Origin of the sequence: Dolichospermum sp. UHCC 0352 (genome assembly GCF_009711925.1) — a bacterium.
GTDB lineage: Bacteria > Cyanobacteriota > Cyanobacteriia > Cyanobacteriales > Nostocaceae > Dolichospermum > Dolichospermum lemmermannii.
Genome location: NZ_VIKY01000318.1, coordinates 17494 through 31794, shown reverse-complemented (window position 1 = coordinate 31794; position 14301 = coordinate 17494). Strand labels below are relative to the sequence as shown.

General features: G+C 39.2%; 10 protein-coding genes. 1 reads left to right on the top strand and 9 read right to left on the bottom strand.

Going from position 1 to position 14301, the window contains the following annotated elements:
* On the top strand, positions 1-195 hold a 195-nt coding region (locus FJR06_RS23215; protein WP_168652343.1), incomplete at its 5' end, for a hypothetical protein.
* On the opposite strand, the gene FJR06_RS23210 is transcribed toward FJR06_RS23215, so the two are convergent.
* The 9 genes from FJR06_RS23210 to FJR06_RS23170 form a co-directional block, all read right to left on the bottom strand.
* Complete coding sequence (locus tag FJR06_RS23210) at positions 161-2029, bottom strand: N-acetylmuramoyl-L-alanine amidase (protein ID WP_168633711.1); 1869 nt, start codon at positions 2027-2029, stop codon at positions 161-163. The two genes, FJR06_RS23215 and FJR06_RS23210, sit on opposite strands and share 35 nt — an antisense overlap.
* A 241-nt stretch (positions 2030-2270) precedes the next feature.
* A complete protein-coding gene (locus FJR06_RS23205) occupies positions 2271-4121 on the bottom strand; it encodes an N-acetylmuramoyl-L-alanine amidase (protein ID WP_168652358.1) in 1851 nt (616 codons plus the stop codon).
* Between the two features lie 422 nt (positions 4122-4543).
* Positions 4544-5956: a cation:proton antiporter gene (locus tag FJR06_RS23200; protein WP_168652357.1), complete on the bottom strand. Its 1413-nt coding sequence runs from the start codon at positions 5954-5956 to the stop codon at positions 4544-4546.
* A 401-nt stretch (positions 5957-6357) separates the two neighbouring features.
* On the bottom strand, positions 6358-6858 hold the full coding sequence (locus FJR06_RS23195; RefSeq protein WP_015080673.1) for a hypothetical protein: 501 nt from the start codon (positions 6856-6858) through the stop codon (positions 6358-6360).
* A gap of 2 nt (positions 6859-6860) precedes the next feature.
* Positions 6861-7058, bottom strand: a complete 198-nt coding sequence (locus tag FJR06_RS23190) for a hypothetical protein (RefSeq protein ID WP_015080674.1) — start codon at positions 7056-7058, stop codon at positions 6861-6863.
* A gap of 143 nt (positions 7059-7201) precedes the next feature.
* On the bottom strand, positions 7202-10186 hold the full coding sequence (pruA, locus tag FJR06_RS23185) for an L-glutamate gamma-semialdehyde dehydrogenase (RefSeq protein ID WP_168652356.1): 2985 nt from the start codon (positions 10184-10186) through the stop codon (positions 7202-7204).
* Between the two features lie 541 nt (positions 10187-10727).
* Positions 10728-11960: a tetratricopeptide repeat-containing serine protease family protein gene (locus FJR06_RS23180; RefSeq protein ID WP_015080676.1), complete on the bottom strand. Its 1233-nt coding sequence runs from the start codon at positions 11958-11960 to the stop codon at positions 10728-10730.
* Positions 11961-12093: 133 nt separating this feature from the next.
* Positions 12094-13281, bottom strand: a complete 1188-nt coding sequence (chrA, locus tag FJR06_RS23175; RefSeq protein ID WP_168652355.1) for a chromate efflux transporter — start codon at positions 13279-13281, stop codon at positions 12094-12096.
* On the bottom strand, positions 13274-14251 hold the full coding sequence (locus FJR06_RS23170) for a glycerophosphodiester phosphodiesterase (protein ID WP_168652354.1): 978 nt from the start codon (positions 14249-14251) through the stop codon (positions 13274-13276). The genes chrA and FJR06_RS23170 overlap by 8 nt, the downstream gene beginning before the upstream one ends.
* Between the last annotated feature and the right edge of the window lie 50 nt (positions 14252-14301).

The following is a 14301-nucleotide window of genomic DNA, read 5'->3' as shown; positions in this document are numbered from 1 at the left end:
ATGCTTCGCCCGTACAGTGGTCAGTGGTTAGTAGGGGCGAAGCATTTGGAAGATAAATTATCGGTCATGGCCAAAAATAGTTCTCCAAATGCTTCGCCCGTACAGTGGTCAGTGGTAAAGAAAAAACAACGAACAACTGACAACGAACAACAGACGATCATTATCTTTGTTTTAAATAATTCAGAATACCACTAGCTATGCCCTCAGCCATACGACTTTGGTATTCTGGTGATCCTAAACGGGGATTATCTTCTCGACCGGTCATATAACCTGTTTCTACTAAAATAGCAGGCATAGTATTTTTTCTCAGCACATAAAATCTAGCTTTACGAGTGCCTCGATTCTTGAGGGTACTAATATTTTGGAGAATGGCTTGCCGGACAGTGTCAGCTAAAGCATAGCCATTGTCGTAATAATAGACTTCTAAACCATTAACATCAGACCGATTATCCACGGAATTGGCGTGAATGCTGACAAATAAAGTAGCATTAACCCGCTTGGCTATATCCACTCGTCCTTGCAGTTCCACAAAAAAGTCAGCATCTCGCGTGAGGACAACTTGGATACCGTTTTGTTCTAAAATTCTCGCCAGTTTTGTACTAATAGGTAGAACGACATCCTTTTCTAGCAAACCACCCAGTCCAGGAGCGCCAGAATCTTTACCGCCATGTCCAGGATCAATAACTACTAAAACTTTACCATTAGGAACTGGTAGACGGGGCTGGGGTCTTGTTTGCGGTGGATCTGTGCTAAAACTTGGAGGATCTAGTCGTGGGATAGAAGGGATAGGTGGTGTAATTAAAGGGCGTTGAGAGCGGAGGTTAGTTTGTAATTGTAGTGCTAATAATTGAGATGGGACTTGATTAAGTACCCCAAAGCTAACACCAGATGCAGGTTGAACAAGAACAACTACAGTATTGTCAGATTGGGGTTGGAGACGGACTTTCAGAATAGGGCTATTACTACTAAAAACCGGACCTTTGACCTGATTAGCTAACTTAGCATTGGGAATGGTGATGCGAAATAGACCGGAACTTCTATCCCAACCAGTGGTAGCAGATATGGCTTGATCTGCCCGAATTAGTAATTGTGTGCCATTACCACCGATTTCTACAGATTGAATAATTGCGGGGGAGTCACTCAGTGATGGTGCGGAGGATTGGTTATTATCAGGTAATTTGGCCAAACGATCTGGGATGACGACAAAACCGCTGTTACCACTAAGTAGGGCTTGCCAATTGCGACTATTGCTATCTAACTGCAAGGTCATGCGAACAGTAGATGGATTACTGGATGATTGGCTAAATTGGATACGACGGACTCCATAGCGATTAATCACTAGATCCCGTTGTCCCATATTTTGTGATAAGGCTGCGCCAATGATATCAATATTAACAGAGCGATTGTCTTGACTGCGATTAACTTGCAGTTGAGGATTTCCACCACTGGTACTAATAAAAAACCCATCCCCTGTAACTCGGAATTGATCAATTTGCACTACCCCTGGGGGGATTTCTCGATTAGATGGGGTAATCCGATTTGCTGTAACTACGTTGTAAATACTTCTGGGGTCTAGTGTTGGTTCAGATGATTGATCTGATGTTGGGGGTAGTGATGGTTCTCCAGTTTGCCCAGAAGCAACTTCTGGCTGTGGTAATTCTACTATCCAGCGTTTGCCATTGGTGGGAATAAATTTGACTTGCTTGGGGTTGAAGGTGTAACCAGGGGCTAGTTCGATAACTAAGCGTGTTGTCTGGTCATCAAATTGACCGATACGAATAGTGCGAATTTTGCCACCAATCTGTTGGGTTACGGACGGACGACCAAGTTCGGTTCCTGGTAAGTCAATTACCAAACGGGTGGGGTTAAAAATAAGTTGGGCTTGGGGTTGGACAGCGCTAGATGTGTTAATTTCTAAGTGATTTTGATTGGTATCAAACCGCCAAGATTCTAATTTCGCTGCAAAAGCGGGCGAAGATAGCATGAAGACCGTTCCAAAAGTGCTAGGTATTAACCAATGTAGTTTCACAATCCTTTCTCCTGATTCCTGTTGATGGGATTTGTCAATATCTCGACTTATGGGCTAATCTTCAGACCATCACCGCTGCCAATTTAACTTTGTGCAAGTAAAAGATTTTGGTGTTGGTAGTAAGACACGGCTAATGGCGTAGAATCGTAGCATATAATTGGTTTACTGTTGCCATTTGGTCAGCAAATTTATTTTTCTATGGTTGGTGATGAATCAGATAACAGGTGATAAAAGTTACTTTTTATCTGGATTTTAAATACTGAAGTATGCCTTGGGCGATCGCATCGGCCATTTGATTTTGATAAGCTGAAGTTCTCAGTTTGGCAACATCGTCTCTACCGGTCAAGTAACCTGTTTCTACTAAAATTGCGGGCATAGAGTTTTTACGGAGAACATAAAACCGAGCTTTCCGCACGTTTCTGTCTCTGACATTGAGACTTTGCAGAATTTTCTTATGGACAACGCGAGCCAGTGTTAAACCACTGTCGTAATAATAGGTTTCTAAACCACTCACTTCTGGACGATTTGCACCTGCTGAATTAGCGTGGATACTGACAAATACATCAGCATTAGCCTGTTGTGCCATGGTCACTCGTCCTGGTAAAGTGACAAAGTAGTCAGAGTCTCTGGTCATAATTACTTGGATACCATTTCGTTCTAAAATTTCGGCAATCCTTTTCCCAATTGGTAAAATAATATTCTTTTCCTGGACTCCACCGATACCAATTGCCCCTGAGTCTTTACCACCATGTCCGGGGTCAATTATCACTACTATTTTGCCTTTACGAAGGTCGCGCCTTGGGGTAATTTGTGGTTGTCTGGGTTTAAGGTCAGGTAGTTGTTGTTTGGGTGGTAATAGGGGAGGTAAATTCATGGGTGGTCTAATCTGACGATATTGTTGCAGTTTTAGAGCCAGGAATTTGTCTCCTGCTTGATTGAGTACACCTAGTGTAACACCTGATGCAGGTTGAATCAAGATAACTACAGTATTTGGCGGTTGCGGTTGCAGACGAAGTTTGATAATAGGACTATTAGCATCAAAAGTAGGGCCTTTGACTTCATTGGCTAATTTAGCATTAGGAATGGTGATCCGGAACAAACCAGAACTTTTATCCCAACCTGTAGTAGCGGATATAACTTGGTCGGCTTTAATTAATAATTGTGTGCCATTGTCCGCAAGTTCTATAGATTCAATTGTCGCAATTGAGTCGTTATTGTTTCTGGTGGGGGGAAAATTATCAGTTTCAGGGGCATTAACCATTCCCCTGGTGGGAAGGATGATTAAACCGCTGCTACTAGCGGTTACTCGCCAATCAGGGCTATTTGTGGCGATTTTTAAGGTCATGCGGACAGATGTTGGTGTTGTTTGCAATTGAGTAAATCCAATGCTGTCCACACCGTGTTTATTAACGGCTAAATTTCCTTGTGTTAAATTTGCTGATAAAGTTGCATCAAGAATGTCAATAAATACCGTAGTTTGATCTCGACTTCTGATGATTCTAGTTTGAGGATTACCGCCATTTGTCCGCATAAAAAACCCATCACCAGTAATTTGGAAACTCTCAATTTGAGTTGTTCCCCTCCTGCTGTTAGCAATTTTAGCAATGGGTGAAAATTCAGGTTTTGACTGGGAGTCTATGCCGACTAAATTGTAATTATTATTATTGTTAGTGTTATTATTGGTGGCAGATGAGCTGGAATCAGATTCTAATTTTGGTAGTTGTACTGTCCAGCGATTAGCACTTTTACCCACAAATTTCACTTGTTTTGGATCTAGGGTATAACCAGGACTTAATTCTAAAACTATCCTGGTTGTTTGTTCATCAAATTGACCAATGCGAATTTCCCGAATTCCTCCACCTATTTGTTGAGTTAACTGGGAACGTCCGAATTTCACACCCGGTAAATCAATTACTAACCGAGTGGGGGTAAAAACTAATTGTGCTTCTGGTTTTACAGCACTATTTGTATTAATTTCTAAGAGATTTTGATTTCGATCAAATCGCCAAGATTCCAATTTTGCGGCTAAAGTTGGCGACGATAGCATGAGTACAGTACCAAATGTAGCAGGTAGTAACCATTGTAGTTTCACGGCTTTTTCTCCTTAGCTAAATTAAATAATTAATAATGATATGGACACATACAAAAAACACCCACCACTGTCAATTAATGACATAGATTGGCGGGTTATCCTCCATAATTACTAAAAACATCTTCAAACTGTAAAAACTGTCCTGAAAAAAAATAGGAATACAAAACATTATCAAGGCTACTAAAATGGGGGGAAAGGAAAGTTTTATAAAACCAAAAGAAAACCAAAAAGTAAATTTAATTAAAGGTAGAAATAATAACCATTTTTAAAATTAGAGGGTTTCCAGATTACAGGAGACGGAGATTGGATGAGAGAAGTTTCTTCCAACCTCCTGATATAGTAAATGTAAAAACTACAGCAGAGAAAATTTTCAACTATCTTCTGTGATATCTACAGCAGAATTTGAGGTGAAATTCAAATTACTAATCATCTTTTGTAGTTACGAGAGATTGTGGTATTTCTACTGCTAATGTTTTGCCAGAGTTGCTGTCTAAATTTGTGGCGGTATTTGATTCTGGAAATACAAATCTCAACAGGGGAGGAGCGATGAATGTGGTAATAATAACCATCATAATAATTGCTGCTCCTAATGGTTTTGAGAGGACACCACTAGCTGCACCGACACCAGCAAATACTAAGCCAACTTCACCTCTGGGAATCATCCCCACACCAATGGCCAAGCGGTTAATGCCGGGTTGACCAAATACTGTTAAGCCTGTCACTACTTTACCAATGATGGCGACTGTGATCAGGAAAGTTGCCATGATTAAGGCTTCCTGATTGGTAGGAATGGCTGGGTTTAAGACTCCCAAATCGGTTTTTGCCCCGACTGTGACGAAGAAAACTGGAACTAGCATATCAGCAATGGGGATAACTTGCTTTTGGAGTTCTTTGCGTTTGTCGGTTTCTTCGAGAACTAACCCGGCGGCAAAAGCCCCAAGAATGGCTTCTAAATGGATGACTGAGGCGAGGTAAGCCATGATTATGGCAAAAATGAAGGCAGGGATGACTAATTCACCTCTGGTTTTGAGTTGATCTGCGATCGCTACAAATGATTTATTAAAGACATTACCAAAAACTATCGCCCCAATGAGAAAAGCACTGGCACTAATAATCAGATAAATGACGTTACCCACATCAACTACACCATCTTTGGCTAAACTGGCAACTACCGCGAGAACGATAATTCCCAAAACATCATCAATAACGGCTGCACCGAGAATAATTTGCCCTTCTTTAGAATTCAAGCGTCCTAATTCGGAAAGAACTTTGGAGGTGATACCAATACTGGTTGCTGTCAAAGCTGCACCTGCAAAAATCGCGGGAATGGCACTAATCCCAAATATGGTCATTAATCCCACCGTACCCGCTGCAAAGGGGACTATTACCCCCACTGTAGCCACCACGAAGGCTTGAACACCAACAGCCATGAGGTCTTTGAGGTTGGATTCTAAGCCAATTTCAAACAGGAGGATAATTACACCCAATTCTGATAAAACTGAAACCACCTCAGACTGCGCTGCAAATACCTGTGGTGTGGCTTCTGGGGTTAATCCAGCGGTGAGTTGCAAGAAGGTCATGATTAAGGAATTAGAAGCGTCTGTACCACCTTCTGGGAAGACTAACAAATGGAGTACGGAAACACCGATAATTACACCACCGAGAAGTTCACCTAAAACTGCTGGTAAGCCGATTTTGTTGCATAATTCTCCACCAACTTTGCTGGCAAAGTAAATTACGACTAAGCTTAAGAGGACAGCGGCTAATACCATGGAACTGTCTGCGGTGGCTGTGGCTGTGGCCAATAAGGGAATGGTTGCACTGATAAGCTGCATTGGTTATCTGAATAACAATTTCTTTATTTTTACTCTTTTTTTGACGGGAATTTATTCAGGTATATATACACCGCTAATAACAGCTATAAGTTGTGATATACAATTAGATCGGCGGTTATAAATCGCGTCTAAATGGACAAAATACGCGCTTACATTATGCTGAGAATTTAAGCAATACTATAGATTTGGAGTCTTTGAATCTAGTAGAAAAGCGTTAATTCATTTTGATTGTAATTACGCTGATAAAAGCTTACCAGAGTGTCCCAAAAATAGATAATTAGTTTCAGATCCCTGACTTATTGAAGAAGTCGGGGATATATTAAAATGGATAGTCAGAATCAGGATATCCAGGATTTAAGGATTGACAGGATGTTGATATTGTCAGAATTAGGATGTCTAGACTAATAACGTTCATGAATTGATTTACATTCCCAAAACATTCCCGGACCAACGGTTAAAATTTGCTCATTTGGCATCATTAATTCCCAATAAGCAAGCCCAGAATCATCTTCTAAATCTGGTTTTAAAACCAGTTGGTAATTACCTTCAAAGGATAAAGTTAGTTTAAAATTATCACTATCAATTACAAAATCAGTTAGTTTTTTATTTTCCAATAGACGTAACCTTGTTTTTGTAGGATACATAGGATTTTTGAAATATGAACTAAAGAACATTGGATGTACTTTTCTTAAATCAAAATTTGTTGCCCTAGTGCTAAGTTGCCAAGTTCCTTTGCGTAAATCTCTTAATTTAGGATGATCGTAGGCAGTCATTTCACCAAAATCTAACAGTAATTCATCCCCATAACTGAATGTAACCTGATTGCAAGTTTCTCCTATAATTTTTTGAGTAATTTGATTTAGACTTGGTTGAGAATTAGCAATTTCTATATTAGTATTCATAATCAAAAATCCTCTAAAAATTCTTTAGCTTTTTGTCTAAGTTCCTGATATGTAAAATCACCTCTATCATTTGAAGTTCCACCATAACCATTTCTTTTTTCTTGCTCCAGAAATCTACCAAAAGCTTTTCTTTCTTCCCATAACATATCAAATTCTTTCGCAATTGTATCAATTTGTCTAATATCATCTTTTTTACCCATAAATATAGAGAAACCCTGATTTTATATTCTAACATCAAAATATCATAATTTGTCAGAATCAGGATTTCCAGGATTTAAGGATTGACAGGATTTAAAGATCCCCGATTTCTTGAAGAAGTCGGGGATCTGGTGATATCATCTAATTATTCAGCACCCTCAATTGGGGCAAAACCTTGACGTTGGATGTTTTCTGTGATATGGCGTGGTTCTAAGAATTGCAGCAAATAATCTGGTCCTCCTGCTTTTGAACCGACTCCAGAAAGCTTAAACCCACCAAAAGGTTGACGAGATACTATTGCACCAGTTATATTCCGGTTAATGTATAAATTCCCTACTTCAAATGACTCTTGCGCTTGTTCAATGTGGGAAGGGGTGCGGGAATAAAGACCACCTGTTAAAGCGTAATTTGTGTTATTGGCAACATCTATTGCTTCTTGAAAATCTTTAACTCGAATTACCGCTAAGACAGGTCCAAATATTTCCTGTTGGGCTATGACTCCATTTGCGGGTACTTCCGAAAAAATCACCGGACCGATAAAATAACCTTGACTGGGTGCGGGTAATTCTAAAGCGACTTTTGCTTCTTGTTTACCTTTTTGAATATACTCCAAAATGCGATCGCGCGAAATAGCATCAATTACCGGACCAACTTGGGTACTGGGTAACTCCGTCTCCCCAATATTCAAGGATTTTGTGGCTTCTACCAACCTTTCCACAAACGCATCATAAATGGGTTCAAGCACAATCACCCGTGAACAAGCAGAACACTTTTGACCACTATAACCAAAAGCAGATTGGACAACGCCGACAACAGCCTGGTCTAAATCAGCACTTTCATCAACAATGATCCCATTTTTGCCTCCCATTTCCGCAATTACTTTTTTGAGGTGCTTTTGACCAGGTTTGAGAATTGCGGCTTCTGCGTAAATTCTACAACCTACTTCTTGAGAACCAGTAAAAGCAATGACATGAGTATCAGGATGATTTACCAAATAAGCGCCGACTTGAGAACCCTTACCAGGAACGTATTGAAAAACACCTTTAGGGATTCCGGCTTCAATTAATATTTCTGTAAACTTCGCAGTAATAACAGAAGAAGTTTCCGCCGGTTTGAGTAAAGTACAATTTCCCGAAACCAAAGCAGCGACAGTCATACCGCAAGCAATAGCCAAAGGAAAATTCCAGGGAGAAATCACAATAGCGATTCCTTTGGGTTGGTAAATATAACGATTGGTTTCCCCAACCACATCATAAATTACACCCTTATCCAACCGTTCCATTTCCTCAGCATAATAAAGACAAAAATCAATAGCTTCCGAAACTTCCCCGTCAGCTTCCTTAACAGGTTTCCCCACCTCCAAAACTATCCAAGCGGAAAGTTCGGCGCGTCTTTGTTCCATTAACGTCCCAGCTTGACGCAAAATATCAGCACGTTGTTTGACTGGAGTTTTCTTCCAAGCAGGAAAAGCAGCTTTAGCAAATTTCATTGCTTCCTCAGCTTGTTCAATGCTAAGTAAACCCACCTTACCAACAACTTGACTAAAATTAGAAGGATTAAGAGAATCAACAAAAGTAGTTGTATTCACATATTCCCCATTCAGCAAAGGTAAATAAGTCTTACCCAACTGCTGACGGACATTTTCAAAAGCCAAACTCGACCTATTCCTTCTCTCCTCCTCCGCAAAATCCGTATCCGCAACACCAACAAAACCTTCCTTCTCTTCTTTGCTCCTTTGCGCCTTTGCGCGAAACATATCTATAATTGGAGGTGCTAACAACTCCTCAACGGGACGATTTTCTAAATTTTGGCGTAAAAACGAACTATTCGCCGTATTTTCCAACAACCGCCGAATTAAATAAGCCATTCCCGGTAACAAATCACCGTAGGGACAATAAACCCGTACGCGATAACCCTTATCTACCAAAGCTTTAGCTATTTTATCACCCATGCCGTACAGAACTTGCATTTCAAAGCGACGACGGGGAACATTGAGACTTTCCGCTATGGCTATGGCGCGAGATTGCGATCGCACATTATGACTTCCTATGGCAGAATAGACATACTCATGATTTTCGAGTAATAGTTGCGTAATCGTCTCAAAATTGGCATCGGTGGCAACTTTATCATTATAAACTGGTTGTGGCCAATGCTTTTGAGCAGCTTTAATAGTTTCCTGATCCCAATATGCACCTTTAACCAAGCGAATACTGAGAGGATAACCGCGTTGTTTTAACCAAGCAATGATATCTCTAGCGTCTTGTTCACTATCACGCAGATATGCTTGGATTGTCATCCCAATATCTGTGCGTTGACGAAATTCCTCTTCCAGTAACAGTTTTTTGAGAATGGTAAAAGTAATATCCTTGTAGGCATATTGTTCCATATCAAAATGGACTGCTGCACTCAGTTCTTGAGCGCGACGGAGTAAAGTCCGAATATGATTGCTGACTCTTGCTTCACTACCTTGAGCATCCAAAGGATCAAATTGGGAATAAAACGCCGTTAATTTGACAGAAACCTGAACTTTCGGGATATTTTCGCCGTCAGCTTCATCAATAGCGGGAATTTTCGCCCAATTTTTTGATGCTTCTACCAATTGCTGCATCAATTCCAGGTATCTTTCTAAATAAGATTGCGCTTCTACTTCCGTAATTACCGCTTCACCGAGTAAATCAATGGTGAAAGCCATTTTCTCTTTTCGCAGTCTCTCAACGGTTTTGATGACTTGCTTAATATTTTCGCCGGAAATATACTTGTGTGCTAAAGTTTCTACAGCAGTTCCCACGGTTGTCGCTGCTACCTGTGCGGGCATAGAATCGGGGTTAGCAAAATTTAAGATTGCTTTTAAAGCTGCGGGTAGTTCTACCGATTCATCTCCCAAATATTCTTGCATATGGGAGGCGATTTCTGATTTACTATGTATTGCGGGCAAAGTATCAATGAACCGAAATAATTGTACTCTTAAACCCGGATTACTCATAGCCCAATCGAGTAACTTATCATCCCAGCGCATTTGGTCCCGTAAAGCTGATAAAAATGAGCGATTTTCCTGACTAGCAGCTAAAACTTGTTTAGCAATTTCTTGGGTTTTCGCTTCGTATCCGCTGTTTTCTACTGATAATACCATAAGTTTGTTAGTTTCCAAACAATATTTTTTTGAAGTAATGTTGAATGATTGTGTGAAAATGGATTACGGTGTTATTTCTAACTTAGTTAACGCCATTTTGTAACCTTTCCTAGTAGTTTTGAATGTGGTTGTATTGAATATCTGGCAAAACCGGGCTTTAGTATCTTTGGTTATAAGTATATTCCGATTCAACGGTTGCACAATTGCCCGTATGACGTAAAGAAGCAAGCGATACTTGCGGTGGGTATAGCCATCGCAATGGGGAAATTCTAGCAGATAAAGCCAAAAAAAACCCGTAGTATCGGTGAAATTTAGTTATTAAGGGTGAGAGGACAAATGGTAAATTTTTTATACAAGGAATTTCGGACAGGTCTAATACTGCATTCATCAACTTTTACGCATTCACTTTTTTACCGAAAAGCCTGACTGCAAGGACTCTAGGCTACAAAATATTAAATTTAGCTACGTAACAGCTTAGTACAGCTTAGTAGTTGAAAATCTGAGAACCCGATTGTGAGCCTGTGGTTAGGGAATCCACCTATCAAAAATACCGCTGAAAAATCCTCAATAATTCTGAAACTTTTTGATACAACTTCTTATTTCCTTGCTGTGCAGATAGGTTTGCTGCTGTTTTCAGGTCAGCTATAGCTCCCTGTTTATCTCCCAATTCGTATCGGGCAATCCCTCGGCCTGCGTAGGCCCTGGCATCGTCGGGGTTAATTTTGATAACTTCATTGAAATCACGTATTGCTGCACGCCTATCTCCCAATTTATACCGAGCAATGCCTCTGACTGCGTAGGCTTTGGCATCGTCAGGATTAATCTTGATAGCCTCATTAAAATCAGCTATTGCAGCCTGCGTGTCTCCTAGAGCATAGTAACTAGAACCACGATTGCGATATAATAAGGCTTCGGCATAGTTAGGATTAAGGCGAATTACTTCATTATAAGCTGCTATTGCCCCACTATAGTCTCTTTTATGCAACTTATAGTCTGCTTGAACCAAATAATCATCCGCTTGTGGTGTCCCAGCATTCGGCACGTCAGGCAGACTAATTCCCAAATTTACACCAACTCCTGCGGACAATTTAATAAAAGTGTTAATGGGTATACTATAATTTCTACCTGCTCCTCTCACAGTCTCAAAAGAGGGATTTTCACCTTTACCAAAAATCCCTATCACTTCACCTTGTTCATTCAAAACTGCCCCACCACTCATCCCCGGCCGTGCAGAACTTTTATGAAATAAAGTATAGCCATCCTCTACAATTGTCTGAGTAGCATTAGCAATAACTTGTCCGTCGCGGCAATCATAAACGGGAGGTACTCTCACCCCTCCTCTCTTACCCGGAAAACCAGCTAGATAAATATTAGTCAGTCTTTTGACTGTATCAGAATTACCGATTTTAGCGACTGGATAATTTTGATTGCTGGTAAATTGTAAAACCGCTGAATCTATGTTATTAGTCGGCTGTTTGACGGTCTGATAATTGACTCGATAATGTTGACCATCAGGAGTAACTATTTGATATTGAGAATTAGGGTCTTTAACAACATGATAGGCAGTGAGAACCGTGTAAGTATTGCCGTTACGCTGAATAATTATACCAGAACCAGAACCGTTTTTTGCGCCACTAATTAATACTAATACGGTGATTTTTTTGGCAATGGCATCTACTTGATTATTACTACATATTGCTGTTACTGCTTGCGGCTGAAGTAGGGCTATTGATACCCCCATCAATACGGATGGTAGTCCATAATACCATTTCATCGTGAATTTCCTGCTAACTTGTTGACGTTGTATAAAAGTTGTGAGTGCAAATGTGGGTTATATTCAGCATTTTACACAAAATGGCGGCATTTTTGACCCATCGTGGCAACAATCTTTGTAGTGAACAATATAACTACATAATCATATAGTTATACCCAAGATAACCGATAATGCTACCTCCCAAAATCAAGTAAGCGGTATTAATATGGTAACGAATAACTAAAATTGTGGCAATAACAGCAATTGCTAAACCTAACAAATCTATGGAATTAGCTTTGGGTAATATTAAAGTAGCTATTCCTAATTGAATTGTAGTTAATACCATTAAGGCTACAGCACTCACATTGACAGCATCTAAAAAAGGTCTTGTCCAAGATGAATTACGAATAGGATTCATGAAAGGATTTAAAGCAGCAACAAGTAAAAATGAGGGGAGAAAAATTCCCACAGTTGCCACAATTGCCCCCGGAAATCCAGCAATTATATAACCAATAAATGTCGCAGTAGAAAGTACAGGACCAGGAGTAAATTGCCCAATAGCAATAGCATCTAATAATTGTTGTTGTGTTAACCAACCGAATTCTTCTACTAATCCTCCTTGTAAAAATGCTATTAATAAATAACCACCACCAAACAGCACACTACCAACTTTGAGAAAAAATAAACCCAATTGCCACAAAGGTACAGATACATGATTATTTATAGCTGTATTCACAGTTGCAGTAGTTTGCAAAACTGTACTTGTAGTTAAACCAATTATCATTAAATTAATTTGATTACCACTGCGTAACCAAATCATTCCTAATATTCCTCCTAGCAATAAAGCCATAACTTCGTTAACTTTAGCAAACCAAGTGATTAAGCCAACTGCTATAGCAATGATGAGTAATTTTCGAGTTTTTACCGCTTTTTTCCCTAAACCCCAAATAGCATTCATAATAATTGCTAAAACAACAGGTTTAATTCCATAAAGTATTGGTGAGACCTGGGGTAAAGTCCCATAATTGACATATAAATAAGCAAATAAACCTGTAATTAAAACCGCAGGGAAAATAAAACAAACTCCCGCAACAATTAAGCCTAACCATCCTGCATAAATGTATCCTATATGAATAGCAATTTCTGTGGAATTAGGTCCAGGAATTAAGTTAGTTACCCCTAATAAGTCTAGAAAATGTTCTTGTGTCAACCATTGACGACGTTTAACTACTTCATCTTCTATCATAGCAATATGGGCAACTGGTCCACCAAAACCAATAATGCCTAATTTGAGAAAAAGTTTAGCAACTTGAGTTAAGCGATTGAATGATAAATTATTCATTGAGTTTGACAGTTAAAGCTATATTTGGATAATCACTAAATACACCATCTATACCTAAACTAAAAAATATTTCATATTCTTTTTGAGGATTTCCTTGCAAGTCTAAAGGCAAGAAAAAATCCTCATTTCTAAAAGTCCAAGCGTGAACTTGTAAATTAGCTGCATGAGCATCTATAATTAAAGATGTCGGTGATAATAATTTACCATGAATATCTCTAGGAATCAATAAGTTTTTATGTACACCTATTGCTTGGGCATATTCCGCAATTTCTTTCAAACTTTTTTGACTTAATAAATCTGCATAAGTCCGAGGATCATTCTCAATCACAAAATTGTATGGTTTACCGATATCATTAATTAATTGCACTAAAGGTAAATCAGTTTTCTGAGATAATTCTTTCAAGTTACTAACTTCAAAAGATTGAATAAATATCGGTAAATTAATTTCCTGCAAATTCAATAATAAAGTGGCTTCTAATGGTAAACCAATTGCCTGAAAATAACTGGGATGTTTGGTTTCTGGATAAATGCCAATATGGCGGCCAATTGTTTGACTTTTATGCTTTGCTAAATCAATGATTTCTTGAAAAGTGGGAATAGTAAATATGCCGTTATAAGCTGTATTTTGGGGACGAAGTTGGGGAATGCGTTCTTGTGCTGTTAAAGTTTTGATTTCTGCTATGGTAAGATCTTCTGTAAACCAACCAGTTTTAATTTCATCATCAATAATTTTCGTAGTTTTTAAATGAGCAAATTCTGGATGATTAGCAATATCGGTAGTTTCTGATATTTCATTTTCATGACGCGCAATCAAAATACCATCCTTAGTAATCACTAAATCGGGTTCAATATAATCAGCACCTAAATCAATTGCTAACTCATAACTTGCTAAAGTATGTTCAGGACGGTAGCCACTTGCGCCGCGATGAGCGATAATGATAGGGGGTTGATATGTAAAAGTTTGAGTCATGATTGCTTACTACTTTCCTTATAATTAAAGTCCCACTGTTATTATTTTTT

What these genes read in the sequence shown, in the direction of transcription:
- FJR06_RS23170 (WP_168652354.1), bottom strand. Translation starts at nt 14,251, where the DNA reads ATGACTCAAACTTTTACATATCAACCCCCTATCATTATCGCTCATCGC.
- FJR06_RS23190 (WP_015080674.1), bottom strand. Translation starts at nt 7,058, where the DNA reads ATGGGTAAAAAAGATGATATTAGACAAATTGATACAATTGCGAAAGAA.
- FJR06_RS23180 (WP_015080676.1), bottom strand. Translation starts at nt 11,960, where the DNA reads ATGAAATGGTATTATGGACTACCATCCGTATTGATGGGGGTATCAATA.
- chrA (WP_168652355.1), bottom strand. Translation starts at nt 13,281, where the DNA reads ATGAATAATTTATCATTCAATCGCTTAACTCAAGTTGCTAAACTTTTT.
- FJR06_RS23200 (WP_168652357.1), bottom strand. Translation starts at nt 5,956, where the DNA reads ATGCAGCTTATCAGTGCAACCATTCCCTTATTGGCCACAGCCACAGCC.
- FJR06_RS23195 (WP_015080673.1), bottom strand. Translation starts at nt 6,858, where the DNA reads ATGAATACTAATATAGAAATTGCTAATTCTCAACCAAGTCTAAATCAA.
- pruA (WP_168652356.1), bottom strand. Translation starts at nt 10,186, where the DNA reads ATGGTATTATCAGTAGAAAACAGCGGATACGAAGCGAAAACCCAAGAA.